General features: G+C 64.5%; 18 protein-coding genes and 1 riboswitch. Of the genes, 15 read left to right on the top strand and 3 right to left on the bottom strand.

What is annotated here, in order from left to right; all coding sequences use genetic code 11:
• The 7 genes from HNO79_RS01180 (at nucleotide 1) to htpG (ending at nucleotide 10,827) form a co-directional block, all read left to right on the top strand.
• The gene (locus tag HNO79_RS01180) at nucleotides 1-3,978 is read left to right on the top strand and encodes a cellulose synthase subunit BcsC-related outer membrane protein (protein WP_214164298.1); all 3,978 of its coding nucleotides are present in this window, start codon (nucleotides 1-3) and stop codon (nucleotides 3,976-3,978) included.
• Complete coding sequence (locus HNO79_RS01175) at nucleotides 3,978-4,448, top strand: cellulose synthase operon protein D (protein ID WP_010513886.1); 471 nt, start codon at nucleotides 3,978-3,980, stop codon at nucleotides 4,446-4,448. Before HNO79_RS01180 ends, HNO79_RS01175 begins: the two co-directional genes overlap by 1 nt.
• A 224-nt stretch (nucleotides 4,449-4,672) precedes the next feature.
• Nucleotides 4,673-6,874 (top strand): beta-glucosidase, encoded by a 2,202-nt coding sequence (locus tag HNO79_RS01170; RefSeq protein ID WP_214164299.1) that lies wholly within the window; start codon nucleotides 4,673-4,675, stop codon nucleotides 6,872-6,874.
• Nucleotides 6,875-6,882: 8 nt separating this feature from the next.
• Nucleotides 6,883-7,554 (top strand): hypothetical protein, encoded by a 672-nt coding sequence (locus tag HNO79_RS01165; RefSeq protein ID WP_214164300.1) that lies wholly within the window; start codon nucleotides 6,883-6,885, stop codon nucleotides 7,552-7,554.
• A 205-nt stretch (nucleotides 7,555-7,759) separates the two neighbouring features.
• The gene (locus HNO79_RS01160; protein WP_110507016.1) at nucleotides 7,760-8,218 is read left to right on the top strand and encodes a cupin domain-containing protein; all 459 of its coding nucleotides are present in this window, start codon (nucleotides 7,760-7,762) and stop codon (nucleotides 8,216-8,218) included.
• Nucleotides 8,215-8,844 (top strand): NUDIX hydrolase, encoded by a 630-nt coding sequence (locus HNO79_RS01155; protein ID WP_010513881.1) that lies wholly within the window; start codon nucleotides 8,215-8,217, stop codon nucleotides 8,842-8,844. The genes HNO79_RS01160 and HNO79_RS01155 overlap by 4 nt, the downstream gene beginning before the upstream one ends.
• Nucleotides 8,845-8,940: 96 nt before the next feature.
• Nucleotides 8,941-10,827, top strand: a complete 1,887-nt coding sequence (gene htpG, locus HNO79_RS01150) for a molecular chaperone HtpG (protein ID WP_214164301.1) — start codon at nucleotides 8,941-8,943, stop codon at nucleotides 10,825-10,827.
• A gap of 90 nt (nucleotides 10,828-10,917) precedes the next feature.
• On the opposite strand, the gene HNO79_RS01145 is transcribed toward htpG, so the two are convergent.
• Complete coding sequence (locus HNO79_RS01145) at nucleotides 10,918-11,757, bottom strand: class I SAM-dependent methyltransferase (RefSeq protein ID WP_214164302.1); 840 nt, start codon at nucleotides 11,755-11,757, stop codon at nucleotides 10,918-10,920.
• A gap of 80 nt (nucleotides 11,758-11,837) precedes the next feature.
• Nucleotides 11,838-11,984, bottom strand: a riboswitch (FMN riboswitch).
• 209 nt (nucleotides 11,985-12,193) lie between these two features.
• On the opposite strand from HNO79_RS01145, the gene mtnA reads away from it, so the two are divergent.
• From mtnA to HNO79_RS01130, 3 genes are all read left to right on the top strand, one after another.
• On the top strand, nucleotides 12,194-13,285 hold the full coding sequence (gene mtnA / locus HNO79_RS01140) for an S-methyl-5-thioribose-1-phosphate isomerase (protein ID WP_048856949.1): 1,092 nt from the start codon (nucleotides 12,194-12,196) through the stop codon (nucleotides 13,283-13,285).
• 136 nt (nucleotides 13,286-13,421) lie between these two features.
• Nucleotides 13,422-15,218: an aspartate--tRNA ligase gene (gene aspS / locus HNO79_RS01135; RefSeq protein ID WP_010513876.1), complete on the top strand. Its 1,797-nt coding sequence runs from the start codon at nucleotides 13,422-13,424 to the stop codon at nucleotides 15,216-15,218.
• Between the two features lie 8 nt (nucleotides 15,219-15,226).
• On the top strand, nucleotides 15,227-16,132 hold the full coding sequence (locus HNO79_RS01130) for an EipB family protein (protein ID WP_214164303.1): 906 nt from the start codon (nucleotides 15,227-15,229) through the stop codon (nucleotides 16,130-16,132).
• Here the strand turns inward: HNO79_RS01130 and HNO79_RS01125 are convergent.
• Both HNO79_RS01125 and HNO79_RS01120 read right to left on the bottom strand, forming a co-directional pair.
• Nucleotides 16,107-16,892: an exodeoxyribonuclease III gene (locus tag HNO79_RS01125; protein WP_214164304.1), complete on the bottom strand. Its 786-nt coding sequence runs from the start codon at nucleotides 16,890-16,892 to the stop codon at nucleotides 16,107-16,109. The two genes, HNO79_RS01130 and HNO79_RS01125, sit on opposite strands and share 26 nt — an antisense overlap.
• The gene (locus HNO79_RS01120) at nucleotides 16,889-17,254 is read right to left on the bottom strand and encodes a HesB/IscA family protein (RefSeq protein ID WP_010515602.1); all 366 of its coding nucleotides are present in this window, start codon (nucleotides 17,252-17,254) and stop codon (nucleotides 16,889-16,891) included. The genes HNO79_RS01125 and HNO79_RS01120 overlap by 4 nt, the downstream gene beginning before the upstream one ends.
• Before the next feature lie 127 nt (nucleotides 17,255-17,381).
• On the opposite strand from HNO79_RS01120, the gene HNO79_RS01115 reads away from it, so the two are divergent.
• The 5 genes from HNO79_RS01115 (at nucleotide 17,382) to scpB (ending at nucleotide 22,998) form a co-directional block, all read left to right on the top strand.
• Entirely contained in the window at nucleotides 17,382-18,560 is a 1,179-nt protein-coding gene (locus HNO79_RS01115) for a deoxyguanosinetriphosphate triphosphohydrolase (protein ID WP_010515603.1), read from the top strand.
• 108 nt (nucleotides 18,561-18,668) lie between these two features.
• Nucleotides 18,669-20,474 carry an arginine--tRNA ligase gene (argS, locus tag HNO79_RS01110; protein WP_214164305.1) on the top strand — a complete coding sequence of 602 codons (1,806 nt, stop codon included), beginning with the start codon at nucleotides 18,669-18,671 and terminating at the stop codon, nucleotides 20,472-20,474.
• On the top strand, nucleotides 20,471-21,448 hold the full coding sequence (locus HNO79_RS01105; protein WP_214164306.1) for an SPOR domain-containing protein: 978 nt from the start codon (nucleotides 20,471-20,473) through the stop codon (nucleotides 21,446-21,448). The genes argS and HNO79_RS01105 overlap by 4 nt, the downstream gene beginning before the upstream one ends.
• Nucleotides 21,449-21,487: 39 nt before the next feature.
• The gene (locus HNO79_RS01100; RefSeq protein WP_214164307.1) at nucleotides 21,488-22,324 is read left to right on the top strand and encodes a segregation and condensation protein A; all 837 of its coding nucleotides are present in this window, start codon (nucleotides 21,488-21,490) and stop codon (nucleotides 22,322-22,324) included.
• Nucleotides 22,324-22,998: an SMC-Scp complex subunit ScpB gene (gene scpB / locus HNO79_RS01095; protein WP_214164308.1), complete on the top strand. Its 675-nt coding sequence runs from the start codon at nucleotides 22,324-22,326 to the stop codon at nucleotides 22,996-22,998. The genes HNO79_RS01100 and scpB overlap by 1 nt, the downstream gene beginning before the upstream one ends.
• The last annotated feature ends 6 nt before the right edge of the window (nucleotides 22,999-23,004 follow it).

Below are 23,004 nucleotides of genomic sequence, written 5' to 3'. Positions count from 1 at the left end.
ATGAACAGACGATACGTCTTTTCGCTTTCTGCCGGCCTGCTTGCCAGCAGTTGCATGGGCGCGATAATGCCTGTGCCGGTCGCCCGCGCGCAGCAGGCGTCCACCGCCATGACCGGCGCGCAGGCCACCGGGGGAACTGCCGCGCCACGGCAGATCCTGTTGCAGCAGGCGCGTTTCTGGTTGCAGCAGCAGCAGTATGACAATGCCCGGCAGGCATTGCAGAATGCGCAGCGGATCGCTCCGGATGCCCCCGACGTGCTGGAAGTGCAGGGGGAATACCAGACGGCCATGGGCAACCGTGAAGCGGCAGCCGATACCTTGCGCCACCTGCAGGAAGTGGCACCGGGCAGTGTCGCGGCAAACAGCCTGAGCGACCTGCTGCACGAACGCTCCATCTCGACCGGCGACCTGTCACATGTGCGTTCGCTTGCGGCATCCGGTCATAGCGCGGAAGCCGTTGCCGGATACCAGAAGCTGTTCAATGGCGGCCGGCCCCCGCATTCCCTGGCGATCGAATATTACCAGACCATGGCGGGTGTCCCGGCGGACTGGGACCAGGCGCGTGCGGGCCTTGCGGGTCTTGTGGCGGCCAATCCGCAGGACTACCGGGCACAGCTCGCCTTTGCACAGACGCTGACATATAACACCTCGACCCGTATGGAGGGGCTGGCGCGACTGAAGGACCTGCAGGGGTTCCGAACGCAGGCCCCCGTCGAGGCCGCCGCCGCCGCCCAGTCCTATCGGCAGACATTGAGCTGGCTGCCCGTTACGGCCGAGACGCAGCCGCTCATGCAGCAGTGGCTGACGGCGCATCCCGATGATACGGCGCTGAAGGAGCACATGCTTCATCCGCCGGGTGGTCCGCCGGACAAGGCCGGGCTGGCGCGTCAGGCAGGCTTCCAGCAGCTAAATTCCGGACGCCTGTCCGCGGCCGAGCAGTCATTCCAGTCCGCGCTACAGATCAATTCCCATGATGCGGATTCGCTGGGTGGGATGGGGCTGGTCAGCATGCGTCAGGGTGATGCGGCTGAAGCGCGTCGTTATTTTCAGGAAGCGATGGCTGCGGACCCCAAGACGGCTGACCGCTGGCGCCCCGCGCTGGCGGGGATGGAAATCAGCGGTGACTATGCGGCTGTCCGCCAGCTGATCGCAGCCCATCAGTACACCGAAGCCAAGCAGCGCCTGACATCGCTGGCGCGTCAGCCGGGACAGTTCACCGGTGCGACCCTGATGCTGGCGGACCTGCAGCGCACGACCGGGCAGATCGATGCATCTGAACAGGAATATCGGTCCGTTCTGGCGCGAGATCCCAATAACCAGCTGGCCCTGATGGGGCTGGCGCGGGTGGACATGGCGCAGGGCAACACGGCGGAAGCCCGTCAGCTGCTGTCGCGGGTCGGGCCGCAATATGCCACGGAAGTTGGCGAGATCGAGGTGACGGGCCTGATGGCCGCGGCATCGCACACGTCGGACTCGGCGCGCAAGGTTGCCATTCTGCGTGAAGCCATGACGCAGGCCCCGCGCGATCCGTGGGTGCGCATCAACCTGGCCAATGCCCTGCAGCAGCAGGGTGACGTGGCGGAAGCCGGGCGGGTCATGCAGCCGATCCTGGCCAATCCGGTTACGGCGCAGGACCGGCAGGCGGGTATCCTGTATACCTATGGCGCCGGCAATGACGCGGCGACCCGTCGCCTGCTGTCCGGGCTGTCCCCCGAGGATTATTCGCCGGCCATCCGTTCGATTGCCGAGGAAATGCAGATCAAGGAAGATCTGGCCAGCCGTCTGTCGATGGTGCCAAATCCGGTTCCCCTGATCCGTGAAGCGCTTGCCCCGCCTGACCCGACCGGCGCGCGCGGCGTGGCCGTGGCAGACCTGTTCCGCCAGCGTGGTGACATGATCCATGCCCGCATGGCCCTGCGTATCGCCTCGACCCGTACGATTGACCTGTCGCCGGACCAGCGACTGGCCTACGCCACCGAATACATGAAGATCAGCAACCCGGTTGCCGCCGCCCGCCTGCTTGCGCCGCTGGGCGATGGTAGTGGAAGCGGAACAGGCAATGCGCTGCTGCCGGAACAGCAGCAGACGCTCCAGCAACTGCGCATGGGCATTGCCGTGGCGCAGTCCGACCTGCTGAACCAGCGTGGCGATCAGGCGCAGGCGTATGATCACCTGGCCCCGGCGCTGCGGGCGGATCCGGAGGCGACATCGCCCAAACTGGCGCTGGCCCGGCTGTATAACGGCGAAGGCAAATCCAGCAAGGCGCTGGACATCGACCTGGCGGTACTGCGCCATAACCCGCAGGATCTTGATGCCCGGCAGGCCGCCGTGCAGGCCGCGGTCAATAGTGGCCGCAAGAGCCTGGCCACCCATCTGGCGATGGACGGCGTACAGGAAAGCCCGATGGATGCCCGCGCATGGCTGGGCATGGCCGTGGCCGATCAGGCAGATGGACATGGGCATCGGACTATTGCCGACCTGCGCCGGGCGTATGACCTGCGCCTGCAGCAGGTCGAGGGTTCCCGCTCTGCCTCCGGCCCGGCAGCGACCGAGGAAGATGCGCTGGCGCCACCTTCCAGCAACCCGTTCCGCCACCATGGCTACGGGCGGCAGACGGAACTTGGCGCGCCGGTCACGGGTGGGTCCTACAGCATGGAAGCGACCTCACCCGAGGCTGCGGACCAGATGCTGTCTTCCATTTCCGGGCAGATCAATACCCTGCGTGAAAATCTTGCCCCGTCCATTGACGGTGGTCTCGGGTTCCGGTCGCGTTCGGGTGAACACGGCATGGGCCGCCTGACGGAAGCCAACATTCCCATCGTCGGGCGCCTGCCGCTGCAGGCTGGTGAATCCAGCCTGACCTTCTCGATCACGCCAACCATGATCTGGTCGGGTGACCTGAATGCCGGTTCGGTTTATGACGTGCCCCGTTACGGCACCAACATGGCGACGGAGGCGTACAACCAGTACGTCAATTCCTTGAGCCAGAACAACAGCAGCAGCAGCCTGCGGACCCAGCAGATTCAGGGCGGGCAGGGTGAAGCGGGCTTTGCGCCGGATGTGCAGTTCAGCAATAGCTGGGTGCGGGCGGATGTCGGCGCATCGCCGATCGGCTTCCCCATCACCAATGTGCTGGGCGGGGTCGAATTCTCGCCACGTGTCGGGCCGGTGACGTTCCGTGTCAGTGCCGAGCGCCGTTCGATCACCAACAGCGTCCTGTCCTATGGCGGCCTGCGTGATCCGAACTACAATTCGGCCCTGGGCCGTTACGCGCTGAACCATTATGGCAGCCAGCTTGCGTCGCAGTGGGGGCAGGAATGGGGTGGTGTCGTGACCAACCACTTCCATGGCCAGGTCGAGGCGACGCTAGGCAATACCATCCTGTATGGTGGCGGTGGCTATGCGATCCAGACCGGTAAGAACACGCGGAGTAATAACGAGCGTGAGGCCGGTATCGGCGCCAATACACTGGTGTGGCACAACGCCAACATGCTGGTGCGGATCGGTGTCAGCCTGACCTATTTCGGTTATGCCAACAATCAGGACTTCTATACTTATGGGCAGGGTGGCTACTTCTCGCCCCAGTCCTATTACTCAGCTACCGTTCCGATCCGTTACGCCGGGCAGCACAAGCGACTGGACTGGGATGTGACCGGCAGCGTGGGCTATCAGGTGTTCCACGAACACTCTTCCCCATTCTTCCCGACATCCTCGCTCTTGCAGTCGGGGGCCCAGTACATTGCCGACTCGTATATGCAGAATGCGACGGCCTCGGATTATCTGTCAGAGGAAACGGTAGACAGGGCCTATTATCCCGGGGATAGTATCGCTAGTCTTACGGGCGGCTTCAATGCTAGGGTAGGGTATCGATTTACACACAATCTTCGTCTTGATCTGTCGGGGCGCTGGCAGAAGGCCGGTAACTGGACTGAAAGCGGCGCCATGATTTCCGTACACTATCTTATTATGGACCAGTAATGACAACTTTCAACGCAAAACCGGACTTCTCGCTTTTCCTGCAGGCCCTGTCGTGGGAAATCGACGATCAGGCCGGGATCGAGGTCAGGAATGACCTGCTGCGCGAGGTCGGCCGCGGCATGGCTGGTCGACTGCAGCCGCCCCTGTGCAACACCATCCACCAGCTGCAGATCGAACTGAATGCCCTGCTGGGCATGATCAACTGGGGATATGTAAAGCTGGAACTGCTGGCGGAAGAACAGGCCATGCGCATCGTGCATGAAGACCTGCCGCAGGTTGGCAGCGCAGGTGAACCCTCGGGCACCTGGCTGGCCCCGGTGCTGGAAGGGCTGTACGGCCGCTGGATCACGTCGCAGCCGGGTGCGTTTGGCGATTATGTCGTCACCCGCGATGTGGATGCCGAAGACCTGAATTCCGTCCCGACCCAGACCATCATCCTGTACATGCGTACCCGCAGCAACAGCAACTGACCGGACCTGTCCGGGCCGCGCTGTTGCCGCATGACCCCGCCCACAGGCATGTATATGGCCTGCCGGCGGGGTTTTTTTACACCTGCTGGCCCAATTTCTCGTCCTGCCTTGCGCTAGATCATGCGGATTGCAGGACGGGTGTTTCAGTAATTATGACCACAGCGGGCGGGACCGTCCGGCTCGTATCCCTGCTGTCCTGACCATTATGATGAGGAAGCCGCCGCATGAAGCTGTCCCGCAAGATATTCCTGCTGTCCGCCGTGGCGTGCGGCATGATGGTGGCGCATGACGCCGCCCATGCAGCGCATCATGCCCCGGGTGATCCGGCGGATGAAAAGGCGCGTCAGGTGCTGGCGCATATGAGCCCTGAAGACAAGATGTCCCTGCTGTTCAGTGTTGACGGTGGTGGGTTCAATGGCAGCGTCGCCCCGCCGGGCGGCCTTGGTTCGGCGGCATATCTGCGTGCGCCTGCGGGGTCGGGCCTGCCGGACCTGCAGATTTCGGATGCGGGGCTTGGCATCCGCAACCCGGCCCATATCCGTAAGGACGGGGCGGCGGTTTCCCTGCCATCGGGGCTGTCCACCGCCAGTTCGTGGGACATGGACATGGCGCGTGAGGCCGGGGCCATGATCGGCCGCGAAGCGTGGCAGAGCGGCTTCAATGTCCTGCTGGGCGGCGGGGCGGACCTGACCCGTGACCCGCGCGGTGGCCGCAATTTCGAATATGCAGGCGAGGATCCGCTGCAGACCGGGCGCATGGTCGGCAGCACCATTGCGGGCGTGCAGTCACAGCATGTGATTTCCACCCTCAAGCATTACGCGATGAACGATCTTGAGACATCACGCATGACCATGAGTGCGGATATCGACCCTGTGGCCATGCGTGAAAGTGACCTGCTGGGCTTCGAGATCGCGCTGGAAACCGGGCATCCCGGTTCGGTCATGTGTTCGTATAACCGCGTCAACGACCTGTATGCGTGTGAAAACCCGTACCTGCTGAACACGACGCTGAAGCAGGACTGGCATTATCCCGGCTTCGTCATGTCCGACTGGGGGGCCACCCATTCCTCTGCCCGTGCGGCGCTGGCCGGTCTGGATCAGGAATCGGCGGGCGACCATGCCGATGCGCGTCCCTATTTCCAGGCGCTGCTGGCAGCCGATGTGAAGGCGGGTCGCGTGCCGCAGTCGCGTATTGATGACATGGCGCAGCGTATTGTCCGTTCCCTGTTCGCGCAGGGGCTGGTTGACCATCCGCCGCAGCGTGCGCCGCTGGATGTCGTGACCGACACCCTTGTCGCCCAGCGTGACGAGGAAGAAGGCGCGGTCCTGCTTCGCAACGAAGGTAACGTCCTGCCGCTGTCCCCCACCGCGCGCATTGCGGTCATTGGCGGTCATGCGGATGTGGGCGTGATTTCGGGTGGCGGGTCCAGCCAGGTCGATCCCATCGGGGGTGAGGTCGTCAAGGGACCGGGCAAGAAGGACTGGCCGGGCGATCCGGTCTATTTCCCGTCCAGCCCGCTGAAGGCCATGCGGGCCGAGGCCCCGTCTGCGCACATTACCTATGATCCGGGCACGAATATCGCAGCCGCCGTCCGTGCCGCGCGCGCCGCCGATGTCGCCGTCGTGTATGCCACCCAGTTCACCTTTGAGGGGATGGACGCGCCGAACATGCATCTGGATGGCAATGCGGATGCACTGATCGCCGCCGTTGCGGCCGCCAACCCGCGCACCGTGGTGGTCATGGAAACCGGCGATCCGGTACTGATGCCGTGGAACAGCAGCGTGGCGGGCGTGCTGGAGGCATGGTTCCCCGGTTCCGGTGGCGGCACGGCCATCGCACGGCTGCTATTTGGCAAGGTCGCGCCGTCAGGCCATCTGACCATGACCTTTCCGCAGGCTGAATCCCAGCTTGCCCATCCTGACATCGCGGGCGTAACCGCCAACAACGTGTTCGAGATGCAGTTCCATACCGATCAGGAACTGGTGTACGATGAAGGTAGTGATGTCGGTTACCGCTGGTTCGACCGCAATCACCTCAAGCCGCTCTATCCGTTCGGCTATGGCCTGACCTACACCACCTTCGCCACCGACGGGCTGGCGGCGGGGTATCACCACAAGGAGCTTACGGTGACGTTCAACGTGCGCAATACCGGCACGCGTCCGGGTGTGGATGTGCCGCAGGTCTATGTCGGTCTGCCCGATGGTGGCGCGCGCAGGCTGGGGGGCTGGCAGCGCGTGACGCTGGCACCGGGCGAAAGCCGCCAGGTCTCGGTGCAGGTCGATCCGCGCCTGTTGGCCCATTTTGATGGCAGGCATGACCGGTGGGCCATTCCTTCAGGCCGCTTCCGGGTCTGGCTGGGCACGTCGGCCGTGGATGACAGCCAGCAGGTCAGCGTGCATCTGCCCGCGCGCACGCTGGCGCCCTGAGGCACGGGGTGAAACGTTTCCTGCTGGCCGCCGTGGGGCTGTCGGGCGTGGGCATCCTGCCTGCTTCCGGTGGCTGCCTGGCGGCGGGCCTGCCTGATACCGCGCTGGATCGTGCCCGTGTGCTGCTGGCGGTGCAGGAACTGGAAATTACCCTGCTGACCCATCCCAGCGCGACTGTGGCGCTGGAGGACTGGTGCGCCAGCCACCACATGGCCGACAGGCCGGTGGTGGTTGCACGCAAGATGATCCCTACCGGGCCCGACCCCGTACCCGCACGCGTACGGGCTGACCTTGGGGCCAGTGCCACACAGCCCATACGCCACCGGCAGGTGCAGCTTGTCTGCGGCACCCATGTGCTGTCGGTCGCCGACAACTGGTATGTGCCCGACCGGCTGACGGCGGATATGAACGCCACGCTGGACGGGACCGACGCGGCATTCGGGCATGTGGTTGCGGGCCTGCATTTTTCACGTGACCGGCTGGAATTCACCCGGCTGTGGTCACCGTGGCCCGGGAGCCCGCATGACACGGCGGGAGTGATCACACCGCCTGCGCAGATCGTGCGCCAGCGCGCGGTACTGCGCGATGCGCGTGGCCAGCCCTTTAGCGAGGTGGTGGAGACCTATACGGACCAGACCCTGTCGTTCATGCCCGCAAGGGATGCGGATTACGCGCATTAGGCTGGTATTGTGGCGGCAATTCTCCAGATAATCCATTGATGGAAAATGATAAAAGTTTTTTGGGCGTCGTCTTTTTTTTAAAGGCGATGTTTCCCGGAGCGTTCTGAAACCGGATTCCCGCAAACTTCCTGATGATTGCCGGATGGTGTCCGGGCGGACTATTTCAAATAGTCTCAAAGCCTTATGACCGGAGCAAGAATTCACCATGATCGACCTGCGTGATCCCTCCACCCCACCGGAAAGCGTGCGGCAGGCACTGGGCCTGCAGCCCCATCCCGAAGGCGGAAGCTACCGCGAGATATGGCGTGATACCCCGGCCGATGGCCCGCGTGGCGCGGTATCCACCATCATGTTCCTGCTGGCGGCGGGGGAGCGGTCGCACTGGCACCGGGTTGACGCGGCGGAAATCTGGTGCTGGCAGGGGGGCAGTCCGCTGGTGCTGGAAATCGCCCCGCGTGCCGACGGTCCGATTGAACGTGTCACCATTGGCCCGCTGCCGGAACAGGGGCAGGTGATGCAGGCTGTGGTGCCGGCGGGCGCCTGGCAGGCGGCATTCCCGGAAGGAGCGTGGAGCCTGACGGGCTGCCAGGTCGCGCCGGCGTTTGTATTCAGCAGCTTCGAACTGGCCCCGCCGGGCTGGTCACCACAGGGAGAGGCAGAATGACATTCCCCAAATGGCTGGTCTGGGCGCGGGACCTGCAGGCACTGGCCCAGAGCGGCCTGACCTATGCCGAAAGCCCCTTTGACCGTGAGCGGTATGAAAGCATAAGGCAGATCGCAGCCGAGATGATGGCGGCAGGCAGCGCAGCCGACATGGAGCGGGTGCTGGACCTGTTCACCCGACAGGACGGGTACGCCACGCCCAAGATCGTGGTGCGGGCCGCCGTGTTTGATGAACGCCAGAGGATCCTGCTGGTACGCGAAGTGCTGGACCATGACCGCTGGACGCTGCCCGGTGGCTGGGCGGATGTGAACCTCAGCCCGGTGGAAAACACGGTCAAGGAAGTGCGTGAGGAAAGCGGGTATGATGTCCGTGTTACCCGGCTTGCCGCCGTGTGGGACCGCGACCGGCAAGGCCATCCGCCCGCGCCGTTTTCATGCTACACGCTGTATTTCATATGCGAACTGACCGGCGGGCAGGCACAGACCAGTGTCGAGACATCGGAAATCGGCTGGTTCGGCCCCGATGAAATCCCTGCGGACCTGTCCCTGGGCCGCGTCCTGCCACAGCAGATCGCCCGCATGTTCGACCATGTCCGCAACCCTGGACTGCCGACGGATTTTGACTGAGCGGTCCCGCACGCAGGCCATTGAAAACGCCGCGAAGATTTCCATATTCATTACAAATTGAAACCTGATGGCATTTCACGGACATAGGGACCGGCAATGACGGAACACACAACGACAACCCCGCCCGAAGCAACGGGTGAACAGCATGAATTCAGCGCCGAGGTCGGCCGCCTGCTCGACCTTGTGGTGCATGCGCTTTATTCCGAGCGCGAGATCTTCCTGCGTGAACTGGTGGCCAATGCGGCGGATGCCACCGACAAGCGCCGGTTCGAGGCGCTGACCGATGGCGCGCGTGCGCTGCCCGATGATGCGAAGATCCGCATCAACCCCGACAAGGACGCCCGCCTGCTGACCATCAGTGATGATGGCGCGGGTATGAGCAAGGAAGACCTTGCCCGCAACCTTGGCACCATCGCGCGTTCCGGCACCCATGCCTTTGGCGAGGAACTGGCCAATGCAAAGCCCGAGGACAAGCCAAGCCTGATCGGGCAGTTCGGCGTGGGCTTCTATGCCGCGTTCATGGTGGCGGATCGGGTGGACGTGATCTCGCGTCGCGCGGGTAGTGATGAAGCCTGGCGCTGGTCCTCCACCGGCAAGGGCAACTACACGATCAGCCCGGCGACCCGTGATAAGGCAGGCACCGACATCATCCTGCACATCAAGGAAGATGCGAATGATTTCCTTGATTCATGGCAGCTTGAAACCATCGTGCGCAAATGGGCCGACCACATTTCGTGGCCGATCACCATCGTCAAGGATGATGGGGAAGAAGCTTCGGCCAACAAGGGTACGGCGCTGTGGCGCAAGCCGCGTGGCGAGATTGATGAAGAACAGCTGAACGAGTTCTATCGCCACGTCAGCCACAACTTCGATACGCCATGGGCCACCCTGCACTGGCATGCCGAGGGGATGCTGGAATTCTCGGCCCTGCTGTTCATTCCCGGCAGCAAGCCGTTCGAATTCGCCGAACCGGTGCGCGAAAGCCAGATCCGGCTGCATGTCCGCCGTATGTTCATCACCGATGATGCGGGCCTGCTGCCGCCGTGGCTGCGTTTTGTGACCGGTGTGGTGGATACCGAGGACCTGCCGCTGAACGTCTCGCGCGAAATGCTGCAGGCGACGCCGGTGCTGGCGCGCATTCGCAAGGCGGTGACCAACCGCGTGATCTCGGAACTCAAGACACGGTCCAAGGACGAAGCGGATTTCGAGAAGTTCTGGGACAATTTTGGCCCGACCTTCAAGGAAGGCATCTGGGACGACGCCGAACACCGCACGGAACTGGCCGCCATCGCGCGCTTCAGGTCCAGCACACAGGACGGCTGGACCACGCTGGATGCGTATCTGGAGCGCAAGAAGCCCGAGCAGGAAGCCATTTACTACCTGACTGGCGACCGCACGGAAATGCTGCCGTCCTCGCCGCAGCTTGAAGGCTTCCGCGCCCGCGGGATCGAGGTGCTGCTGCTGTCCGATCCGGTGGATTCCTTCTGGCCTGACCGCCTAGGCGTGTACAAGGACACGCCGCTGCGCAATATCAGCCAGTTCCATACCGATCTGGAAAAGTTCGGCGCGCCGGAGGAAACGCAGGCTGAAAAGGACACGCTGGAGGTCGTCCTTCCTGCGCTGAAGGACGCACTGGGTGACGCGGTATCGGATGTGAAGGGCACCAACCGCCTGGTCAACAGCGCCGTGGTGCTGGCAGCCCCCGAATCTGGGCCGGACCTGCAGATGATCCGGCTTATGAAGCGTAGCGGTCAGCAGGTGCCCGATACGGCGCCGGTGCTGCAGGTCAACCCCGCACACCCGCTGATCGCGGATCTTGCGACCCGCGTGAAGAATGGCGACCCGGTGCAGGATATTGCCCTGACGCTTATGGACATGGCCCGTATCCAGGATGGCGAAAGCCCGAAGGACCCGACCGGCTTTGCCCAGCGCCTGACCACGATCCTGACCCGCCTGCCGCTGTCCGACGGTCCGCAGGGCTGATCCCGCGCGATTCTGTCAGACCGGACCGGACTGTCCCGCCATGCATCCGCATGGCGGGACAGTTTCGTTATGGAGACAGGAAACGCGATTTCAGTCTTTTGTATCAAGCCTGTGGTGTGGGCCGGGTGCCGCATTCGGCTTCATGGCCACAAGGACCAGCATGGGCGGGCGCCGCACGGTATCTTCCAGATCGGGACGGTCGCGCAGTAGGTCTGCTGCGGGTTGCGGTTCGGCCAGGTGCCGGAGCTGAAAGCCCGCATCCAGTAGGGTGTTGACGTAGGTTTCCATCGTGCGGTGGTATTTTATGACCCCGTCCACAAACCATGACGTACTGCGCGCGCCCTGCTGCTGATAGTGGTCGAGTGGCCAGTGCAGCTTGTGGCCGTCCGCATTGTGTATCCAGCCTATGGGGTTGGCGGTGCAGACGGGGTGCTCCACTGAAAATACAAGCAGTCCGCCGGGCCTGAGGCTGTCGAAAACGCGGCGGACTACGGCTGCGTAATCCGCGATGTAATGCAGGGCGAGGGAGCAGACCACGAGGTCAAATGCCGCGGGCTGCACCGCATGGTCTTCGATGGACCCGTGGATATAGGTGATGGCCGCGTCGTGCGTCAGTGCGCGTGCGGCTTCGATCATTTTCAGCGATACATCCAGTGCGGTGACCGTGGCCGCGCCGCGTTCGCGGGCGTAACGGGCAAAATCCCCAAACCCGCATCCAAGGTCGAGTACGGCCCTGCCATGCAGGTCGGGCAGCAGGGCGCGTATCGCCGGGATTTCCAGCGCACCGTTCAGCCCCGTGTCCTTTTCGCGCAGGGTGCGGTATCCGTCAAAAAAACGCGGATTGTCATAAATGTTCTGGGGGGACGGCGTTGCCGTGTCTTTTATCTCGCCCGGTGGCGGAGAATCATGGTAATCGGGTGTTGATGTCATGATGGATGTCTCCCTTGGTGGACCCGGTGGTCATCCAAGGCGATCACGGACGGGCACGGACCCGCAGGGGCCGTGCAGCCGCCAGTTCTCTTTTATCCGGACTGTCACCGTCGGCCCTGGCATTGCACCAGATCTGCTGACCCCGGCCCGAAGGCCGGGCGCTCGCGGGCTTCAGGCCGCAGCCTGTTACCGCCGGTAGGGACTTTCACCCCGCCCTGAGAACACAGGCGATCAGGATAAAGCCGGGGCCGTATCTGGCGCAAGCCTGTGGAACCGTCCGTGATCCGGTTGTATGATGGAAGATGACCGCGGGACCGGCGGCCTGCCGGTGTAAAAAAGCGATGTATCGGGGGCGGGGGCTTGAATAACAGCCTGCTGAATGTTTCCCTACGCCCCTTTTGTGTGTTCTGGTTTTTTGGATGGCGGCAAGTATTATATGAAAATTGATAACGTCTCTTATCGCAGCGTATGGGTGGATGCGGATGATGGCTGGTCGGTCCATATCTTTGACCAGACCCGTCTGCCCTGGTCGCTTGATATCCTGCGCCTGACCGAACGCGACCAGGTGGCGCACGCCATCCGCAGCATGCAGGTGCGTGGCGCGCCGCTGATCGGTGCGGTCGCGGCCTATGGTCTGGCGCTGGCATTGCGGTGCGATAGCAGTGACGCCGCCATGGAACGTGATGCGGCGCTGCTTGCGGCCACCCGGCCCACGGCGGTCAACCTGGCCTGGGCGATCCGGCGCATGCTGACGCGCCTGCGCCAGACCGCACCCGCGGACCGTGTGGCGGCGGCATATGACGAAGCCGGGCGCATCTGTGATGAGGACGTGATCCAGAATGAAGCCATCGGGCGGCAGGGCCTTGAACTGATCGAGGAGATCGCAGCCCGCCGTCCCGGCCCGGTCAACATCATGACCCACTGCAACGCGGGCTGGATCGCGACGGTGGACTGGGGCACCGCACTTGCGCCGATCTACATGGCGCATGACCGTGGCATTGACGTGCATGTGTGGGTGGATGAAACGCGCCCGCGCAACCAGGGCGCATCGCTGACGGCATGGGAACTGGGCCGCCACGGGGTGAAGCATACCGTCATTGCCGATAACGCCGGTGGTCACCTGATGCAGCATGGTCAGGTGGACATGGTGATCGTGGGCACCGACCGTGTGACCCGCACGGGCGACGTGGCCAACAAGATCGGCACGTATCTTAAGGCGCTGGCGGCGCATGACAATGGCGTGCCCTTCTGGGTGGCGCTGCCGTCCACTACCATCGACTGGTCCATTAGCGATGGTGTGAAGGAAATCCCCATCGAGGAACGTAGCGGCCGTGAAGTCACCCACATTCAGGGGCGTGACGAAGGTGGCGCCGTGACGGCCGTACAGCTTGTGCCCGATGGCAGCACCGCCGCCAATCCGGCATTTGACGTCACGCCCGCGCGGCTTGTGACCGGGCTGATTACCGAACGTGGCCGCTGCCCCGCCACGGCGGACGGACTGTGCGACCTGTTCCCCGAATACGTGTAGACTGCGGCCCCGCAGGCCGGGGCTGTTCACCTATAACCTTGACAGGCGCGGGCGGGATTGGCTTTGTCGCGCCTGCAACCGGGTGTGGTCCCTTCAGGGCGCATCCCCCAAAATCTGGTAGAATCAGGACAAGATCATGCATCCCTATCGTACCCATAGCTGTGCGGCCCTGCGGGCAGCCGACGCCGGGCAGACGGCCCGCCTTTCCGGATGGGTACACTCCAAGCGCGATCATGGCGGCCTGCTGTTCATTGACCTGCGTGACCATTTCGGCATGACGCAGATCGTGATCCCCGCGGGTTCCCCCGTGCTGGAAACGGCGGAACGCGTACGCGTGGAAAGCGTGCTGACGGTCACGGGCGAAGTCGTGCTGCGTGATGGCGCGACCAAGAACCCGAACCTGCCCACCGGTGAGATCGAACTGCGCGCGCGTGAGATCGAGGTCCAGTCCAGCGCCGACGTGCTGCCGCTGCAGGTGGCGGGCAACGAACATTACCCCGAGGACCTGCGCCTGACCTACCGCTACATCGACCTGCGGCGTGAGAAGGTGCATCGCAACATCATGCTGCGCGCGCAGGTGATTGCCAGCCTGCGCAGGCGGATGACGGATCTGGGCTTCGTGGAATTCCAGACCCCGATCCTGACCGCGTCCTCGCCCGAGGGCGCGCGCGACTTCCTCGTGCCCGCGCGCATGCATCCGGGCAAGTTCTATGCCCTGCCGCAGGCCCCGCAGCAGTTCAAGCAGCTGGCGATGGTCGCCGGCTTTGACCGGTATTTCCAGATTGCACCGTGCTTCCGCGACGAAGCCGCCCGTGCCGACCGTTCCCCCGGTGAGTTCTACCAGCTTGATTTCGAAATGGCGTTCGCGACACAGGAAGACGTGTTCGCAACCCTTGAGCCGGTGATGGAAGGCGTGTTCCGCGAATTCGGCGGTGGCCGCATTGTAAGCGAAGGGCCGTTCGAGCGGATTCCCTACGCCACGGCAATGGAAGTCTATGGCAGCGACAAGCCCGACCTGCGCAACCCGCTGAAGCTGTCGGACGTGACCGACGCCTTCGCCGGTTCCGGCTTCGGCCTGTTTGCGCGTATCGCAGCCGATGGCGGGCAGGTTCGTGCCATTCCCGCCCCCGGCGCAGGCGACCGCCCGCGTGCGTTCTTTGACAAGCTGAATAACTGGGCGCGCGAATCCGGCGCCGGTGGTCTGGGCTACATCATCTTCGCCGAAGAAGGTGGCAAGGGTCCGATCGCCAAGAACCTCGAGGCCGACCGGATCGAGGCCATCCGTGCGAAAACGGGCCTGAAGGCGGGGGATGCCGTGTTCTTCGTGGCCGGCAAGGGTGATGAAATGGTCAAGTTCTCGGGTGCCGTGCGCACGCGCGTCGCGACCGAACTGGACCTGATCGAACAGAACGCCTTTCGCTTCTGCTGGATTACGGATTTCCCGATGTACGAGCGCAACGAGGAAACGGGTGAGATCGATTTCTCCCACAACCCGTTCTCCATGCCGCAGGGTGGCATGGATGCGCTGCAGAACCAGGACCCGCTGACCATCAAGGCCTTCCAGTACGATATCGTGTGTAACGGGATCGAACTGTCTTCAGGCGCGATCCGTAACCACCAGCCCGATGTGATGATCCGCGCTTTCGAGATTGCGGGCTATCCGGCAGGCGAGGTCGAGGCCCGCTTCGGCGGCATGCTTAATGCCTTCCGTTATGGCGCGCCGCCGCATGGCGGCTCGGCCCCGGGCGTGGACCGTATCGTGATGCTGCTGGCTGATGAGCCGAACATCCGCGAGGTGATCCTGTTCCCGCTCAACCAGCAGGGCGAGGATCTGATGATGGGTGCGCCCGCGCCGGTCGAGCCGCAGCGGCTGAAGGAACTCTCGCTCGCCCTCGACCTGCCGCGCCCCAAGCCCGGCCAGGCCAAGAACTGAGTGGCGTGATGCCAGCCGATGCACCTGCCGCCCCGATGCCCCGTGCCGCGCAGCACGGGGTGCCGGTGGGGCGGTGCGTGATGGTGGGCATGACGCTGGCGTGCCTGTGGCGCAGCATGCCGGTGCAGGCGGCCCCGGTCATGGCCGCGCACCGTGCGGTCTATGATCTGACGCTGGTGGCGGTCAGTGGCGGCGACGTTGTCACGGCGGAGGGCAGGCTGACCTTCGTCCTGTCTGACATGTGTTCGGAATGGTCCTCGCAGCAGCAGCTTCATCTGCGCACCGTGGGGCGTGACGGGGCGGAATCTGTCAGTGATTCGGATTATGCCGTGCTGGAGGAAAAGGACGGTTCATCCCTCGTGTTCCGTGCCGACCAGACGGAAAACGGACAGCCCGCCCCCCGTATTGCGGGGGAGGCCCATATGCGCCCTACCGGCGGGAAGGTGCATTACACCGCCCCCGTGGGCCATGACGTGACACTGCCTGCCGGGACGCTGTTTCCCGTTGCGCATACGGCGGCAATCATTCAGGCGGGACAGGACGGGCGGGGACAGATCGCGCCTTTCCTGTTTGACGGCACGGTGGATACCGGGGCGCTGGGGACTTATGTGCTGCTGCTGGGGCGCGATACGCAGCCGGTGGCGGGTACGTTCCCCGCCCTTGCCACGCTTGCGGCGCAGCGGGTGCATGTCGCCTATTACAATCCCACCACCCGTGACATGACCCCGGTGTTCGAGACGGGCGTGCGCTATTTCAGCAATGGCGTAGCCGACCGGGTGGACATGGATTTCGGGCAGTTCCGCATGTCGGGCACATTGCGCGAATTCCGGCTGCTGCCGGTGCCCGACCACTGCCCGGTGCCCGGTGTGGCACCGGGGCATGGTGGTGTCAGCCCGTCGCATCCGCCAGCGTAACCACCATCGGCACATGGTCGGATGGCTGCGGTTTGCCCCGTTCGTCACGGGCAGGCAGGGCTGTCAGCAGCCGTTCGGCCACGCGGGGGGATAGCAGGGCATGGTCGATGCGCAGACCGCTGTCGCGCTGCCATGCCGCCGCCTGATAATCCCAGAATGTATAGAACCGCCCCACAGGGTGCAGCGCACGTAGCGCATCGGTCAGCCCCAGCCAGAGCAGGCGGCGGAAGGCGGCGCGGCTCTGCGGGCGGACCAGGGCGTCATCGGGGGACAGTGCGCCGGGGGCGCAGTCCTCATCGGTAGGGCAGACGTTGTAATCGCCCAGCAGGACAAAATCCTGTCCGGCCTGCAGCATGCCATGTGCGTGGAGCGCCAGCGCGTCCATGAACGCCAGCTTGGAGTCGTAGCCAGCACTGCCGCCGGAATTGCCGTTGGGCAGGTACAGGTTGCCAAACACCAGCCCGCAGCTGCGGATTTCCACATAGCGTGCCTGTGCCGGGTCGATTTCCCAGCCGGGCAGGGCGGTATGCGTGATGTCATGCGCGTGGCGGGTCAGGATGGCGACGCCGTTATAGCTTTTCTGTCCCACCACGATGCTGTCGTAGCCCGCTGTCTTGAACACATCGACGGGAAAGACCTCGGTCTGGCACTTGATTTCCTGCAGCGCCAGCACGTCGGGCTGCTCGCGGGCCAGATAGTTCAGCACATGGTCCTGACGCTGGCGGATGGAATTGACGTTCCAGGTGGCGAATTTCATCATTCGACCGAAAAGCTCGTGCCACATCCGCATGATGACGCGGCATTGGGATTGCGCACGGTAAAGTGCGCGCCCATCAGGCTGTCATCAAAATGCAGTTCAGCCCCGCTCAGCAGGTCCATGCTGGCCGGATCGACCACCACGCGGACCGTTCCGGCCGGGATCACGATATCATCAGGCCGGCTTTCATGATCCAGCGCGAATTTGTACTGGAACCCGTTGCACCCCCCGGCCTCGACCGATACCCGCAGCGCGGGCTCCCCGGTGGGCGAGGCAGGCTGTTCATCCAGTATTTCACGCAGGCGGCGGGCCGCCGCGTCCGATACGCGGAAGCTGTCGGTGGACGGGGTGGGGGGCATGGACATCGGGTTTCACCATGATCAATGGCACGCAACCCTGAGGGACCATGTTGGCCACGGGCGGCGCGCGGGTTATGGATGGGCGGCGGCATCATCACGTGCCGTTCCATCCATGGCTGGATCCTGACCTTATATGAGCACTGCACCCTATGCTGTCCAGACCGCCACGGCCCGTGGCAGGCTCTATCCCGAAGCCGAGGCCCCGACCCGCAGCCCGTGGCAGCGCGACCGCGACCGGGTGCTGCATTCGGCGGGGTTTCGCACGCTGCAGTACAAGACGCAGGTCTTCCTCAACCATGAAGGCGATTTTTTTCGCACCCGCCTGACCCATTCGCTGGAAGTGGCGCAGGTCGCCCGCTCCATCGCGCGCAGGCTGGGGCTGGAGGAAGACCTGACCGAAGGCCTGGCGCTGGCCCATGACCTTGGTCACACCCCCTTTGGCCATGCGGGGGAAGAAGCGCTGTCCACTGCCATGAAGCCATGGGGCGGGTTCGACCACAACACGCAGTCCCTGCGGCTGGTGACGTTGCTGGAACGGCGGTATTTCGCCTTTGATGGCCTGAACCTGACATGGGAAATGCTCGAGGGGCTGGCCAAGCATAACGGACCGGTGGACCATCCCACGCCCTATGTGGCGGATTACGCCGCCCGGCACGGTCTGGAACTGGGCAGCTATGCCTCGGCGGAGGCACAGGTCGCGGCCCTGTCCGATGATATCGCCTACCACGCCCACGACCTTGATGACGGCCTGCGCGCGGGCCTGCTGCATATCGAGGATCTGGAAACCCTGCCCGTCGTGCGTGAGGCGCTGGCGGATGCGCGCGCAGCACAGCAGCAGGCAGGCTGCCATGCCGGCAATAACGATCCCCGCCTGCGGCATGAAACCATCCGGCGCGTGATCAACACGCTGGCCATGGACCTGATCGGCCAGACCCAGCGCAACCTTGAATGCCTGACCCCGACTTGTTCCGATGACATCCGCCACGCCGCCCGTCCCGTGGTGGCATACAGCCCGGAAATTGCCGCCGCCAATCTGGAAATCCGCAAATTCCTGTATGCGCGGCTGTACCGGCACTGGCGGGTCAACCGCATGACGCGCAAGGCGCGGCTGACGGTCGAATCGATTTTCGCCATCCTGTCGGAAAACATGACCCTGCTGCCCGATGGCACACGGGAGCCGGCACTTGCCGCGCGCGATGGTGGTGACAGGGCAGGTGCATGCCGCGTGGTGGCGGATTATATTGCCGGGATGACCGATCGCTGTGCGATGGAAGAATATCGACGGTTGACGGACCTGTCCTCGCCGGGGTGAAACACGCCCATCGCATTTATCCGATTGCCTGCCGTTCTGGTATCACGGCAGGCCCGTCCAGCCGGGCCTGAGGGTCCGTTTACTGTTTTTGTTGGGAAACCGTGCCGCATGTCAGACAGTCTGTTCGTCCGTTACCTTACGCATGTGCGCGCAGCACTGGGCCGGATCGTGCCCGACCTGCCGCCTGCGCTGCTGGACCGGGTGGAGGTCACCCCCACCCGTGACCCGGCCCATGGCGACCTGGCGACCAATGCGGCACTGGTCGTGTCCAAGGCGGCACGGCGCCGCCCGGCGGAGATCGCGGGTGAACTGGTGGCGGCGCTGGCGGATGTGCCTGGCATCGCACATGCGGAAGTGGCGGGCCCCGGTTTCGTCAACATGCGTCTGGCGCCCGCCGTGTGGCAGGACGTGGCGCGCAACGTCCTGAAGGTGGGTGAGGATTACGGCACCAGCACCGCGGGACGTGGCGTGAAGGTGAATGTGGAATACGTGTCCGCCAACCCCACCGGGCCGATGCATGTGGGTCACTGCCGTGGGGCCGTGGTGGGGGACGTGCTGGCCAACCTGCTGATCAAGGCGGGCTACGACGTTACGAAGGAATATTACATCAACGACGCCGGGGCGCAGGTCATCGCCCTGGCATGGGCGACCTACTGGCGGTACCTGCAGGCGCTGGGCACGACCGTGACCGAGGACGAATTCGCCGCTGTCGTGCCCGGTGGCGCGATCCAGTATGGCGGCGACTATCTTGTGCCGGTGGGCGAGGCGCTGGCCCGCGAACATGGCGACCGTCTGGCCGCCCCCGGCCTGAAGCCCGCCGATCCTGCCGTATGGCTGGAGACGGTGAAGCGCGAGGCGGTCGATACCATGATGGCCATGATCCGCGAGGATCTGGCGGCCCTTGGCGTGCATCATGATGTCTTCACCAGCGAGGCGAAGATCCTTGCCGACGGGGAAACCGACCGCGCCATAGCGGAACTGGAAAAGAAGGGCCTGATCTACGAAGGCGTTCTGGAACCGCCCAAGGGCAAGCTGCCCGATGACTGGGAAGCGCGGCCGCAGACGCTGTTCCGCTCCACCGAGTTCGGGGATGACGTGGACCGTCCGCTGCGCAAGTCCGATGGGTCGAACACCTATTTCGCCAACGATATCGGTTATCATGCCGACAAGATCCGCCGGGGCGCCGATGTGCTGGTGGATGTATGGGGGGCAGACCACGGCGGCTACGTCACCCGCATGAAGGCGGCGGTTTCGGCGCTGGCGACGGACGGGCGGCCGGTGCTGGATGTGCTGCTGTGCCAGATCGTGCGTATCGTGCGCGACGGGCAGCCGGTGCGCATGTCCAAGCGTGCGGGCACCTTCGTCACCCTGCGCGATCTGATTGATGAAGTCGGGCGCGACGCCGTACGCTTTACCATGCTGACCCGCAAGGCGGACGCGCAGATGGAATTCGATCTGGATCAGGTCGTGGCGCAGAGCCGCGATAACCCGGTCTTCTACGTGCAGTACGCCCATGCGCGGTGCTGTTCCGTCCTGCGGTCGGCGGCGGCCATGGTCAATGAAGGAAAGATTCCGGGGGGCATCACGCCTGCGGAACTGGCGGATGTGGACCTGTCGGGCCTGACGTCGGATGCGGAACTGGCGCTGCTGCAGCGCATGGCGCAGTGGCCGCGCATGGTCGAATCGGCAGCCAGCGCGCACGAACCGCACCGTATCGCGTTCTACCTCAATGAACTGGCGTCCGACTTCCATGCCCTGTGGAACCGTGGGCGCGATGATGCGACCCTGCGTTTCCTGCAGGAAGATGATGTCGCCGCCACCCGCATGAAGCTTGCTCTTGTCGAGGCCACGGCAACCGTGCTGCGATCGGGTATGAAAGTGCTCGGCGTACAGCCGGTCGAGGAGATGCGATGAGCCCTGACACCACGCCCCCCAACGTCCCCCCTGACAACAGGGGCGACAACCCGCCCGCACCCGATCCCTATGCCGCACCCAGGGGGCGGGAGCGCATGGGGGCCGATTCCAATCCCGACCTGAAGGCCGGCGCCCCCATGGAACCGGCGGATGACGTGCATACGCGTCCCGCCCGCCGCGCGGGTCGTGGTGGTTTCGATTTCAGGGCCCTGCTGTCGCGCGTGGCGGGCAGCAGCCTGCTGGGTGATGATCCGCTGACGCGCAAGCTGGTCTATGGCGCGGCGGGGCTGGGTGGCGTGCTGGTCGTGGCGATTGGCGGATGGTCGCTGTTCGGTCACCACCAGGGCGGGATTCCCGTCCTGGGGCCGCCCCCCGGCCCGGTACGCGTCAAGCCCGCCGATCCGGGCGGGATGCAGATACTGGGCGCAGGCGACGGTATGCCTGCGGATGGCGGCGTAATGCGCCTGTCCCCGCCGCCGGAACAGCCGCAGCCCGACGCCATGGCCCGCCAGTACGGACAGGTAACGGGTGAAGGGGAACCCACCTCCGTCCCGGCGCAGGCAACCCCGTCTGCCCCCCCCGCCACGCCACCAGCGGCTGAGACGCCGGCCGTCACGCCCGCGCCGCAGCCTGCCACCCCGCAGCGGGCGGAGGCGCCGGAACCGCAGGCCGAACCCGCTCAGCCCGCGGCCCTGCCGCCGCCGGTGCCCCGTGCGGCCAGTACGGGAACAGGGACGTATGGCGTACAGCTTGCCGCCCTTGATACGCAGGAAGCGGCACTGAAAAGCTGGACCCGACTGTCCAGCCGCTATCCCGATGTGTTCGGGCCGTACCAGCCTGCCGTGGTGAAAGCGGAACGCAACGGCAAGACCTTCTACCGCCTGCGCGTCAAGGGGCTGGCGAAGGCGCAGGCAGTCAGTCTGTGCGCAAAGGCCAAGGCAAAGAGCCTGGCGTGCGAACTGGTCCATTCCTGATTCCGCCATGGCCTGCGTTCCCGTTCCGCGGAGGGGAGGGTGAGCGGGGATAACGCCCCGCCCGCTTCCCCCACCACCGCCCCGATCGTGCATCTGGAAGGGTTCGACGGGCCGATGGACCTGCTGCTGGAACTGGCGCGGGCGCAGAAGGTGGATCTGTGGCGCATTTCCATCCTGCAACTGGTGGAGCAGTACCTGGCCGTCGTGCGCGCCGCACGGGACATCCGGCTGGAACAGGCGGCGGACTGGCTGGTCATGGCGGCGTGGCTGGCGTGGCTCAAGTCCCGCCTGCTGCTGCCCGAGGATGATGAGGAAGCAACCGACGCGGAGGAGGCTGCCAGCCTCCTGCATGAACGCCTGCTGGAACTGGAGCGGATGGTCCAGCTTGGCCGCTGGCTGGCGGCACGTCCGCAGCTGGGGTTGGAAGTGTTTGAACGCGGGCAGTCGGAAACGCTGGTGGAAATTGACCGCTCGGGTCTTGCGGTTGACGTGCCGCAGCTTATGCGGGGCTATATGGCGGCCATGCGCAGGCGGGCGCGTAAATCCGTCTATCAGCCGCGCGTGCTGCGGTTCTGGACCGTGCAGGACGCGCTGGCGCGGCTGCGGCGCATGCTGGGCACGCCCGACCTGAAGACGGACTGGTGCGGACTGGACGGGTTCGTGCCCGACATTCCGCTACAGGCCGACATGACGGAAACAATGGTGCAGACGGGCCGCCGCGCTGCCGTGGCGGGCACGTTGCTGGCCGGCCTTGAAATGGCGCGCAGCGGGATGATCGAACTCCAGCAGGCGGAACAGTTTGGCCGTATCTGGCTGCGCGAACGGGCGGGGCCGCCGCATGACGCTGGAACAGAACCGGAAGGGGACATGGCCTGATGAACGAGACGCGACAGCCCGGGCTGCTGCCGGAAGGGGAAGCGGTCGAGACACTGGTCGAGGTGCGGGAATTCTCGCTCCGGCTGGTGGAGGCGCTGATCTTCGCCCGTGCCGATCCGCTCAGCACCCGGGCCATTGCCGAAGTGCTGGGCGCGCAGGGGGGCATACCGCATGATACCGCCGACCGGGATGCCTATGTCGCCGCCACGCTGGCGACGCTGGCGGCGCAGTATGCGGGGCGTGGCGTCGTGCTGGTGGAAGTGGCAGGGGGATGGCAGTTCCGTACCGCCCCCGACCTTGCCCCGCGCCTGACCCGCGTCATGCCGCGCCCGCGCAGGCTTGCGCGATCGACCATGGAAACGCTGGCCATCATTGCCTATCACCAGCCCTGCACCCGTGCCGAGATCGAGGAAATCCGTGGCGTCAGCCTGAGCCAGCAGGTGCTGGACACCCTGCTGGAGGCGGAACTGATCATGCCGCTGGGCCGTAAGGAAGTTCCGGGGCGGCCCATCCTGTGGGGGACATCATCGGGCTTCCTGCGTCATTTCGGGCTGAAGGATCTGGGCGATCTGCCACGGCGCGAGGAACTGCTGGTGGATGTGCCCGATACCGCCGTGTCCCCCGATGCGCCCCCTGATGCGCCGGACGAGGTTCCTGACCCGTCCGCGTCGTGATAGGTG

Origin of the sequence: Komagataeibacter oboediens, from assembly GCF_018491655.1 — a bacterium.
Taxonomy (GTDB): domain Bacteria; phylum Pseudomonadota; class Alphaproteobacteria; order Acetobacterales; family Acetobacteraceae; genus Komagataeibacter; species Komagataeibacter oboediens.
Note: the sequence above shows the minus strand (reverse complement) of the source record. Positions and strands in the feature narration are given on the sequence as shown.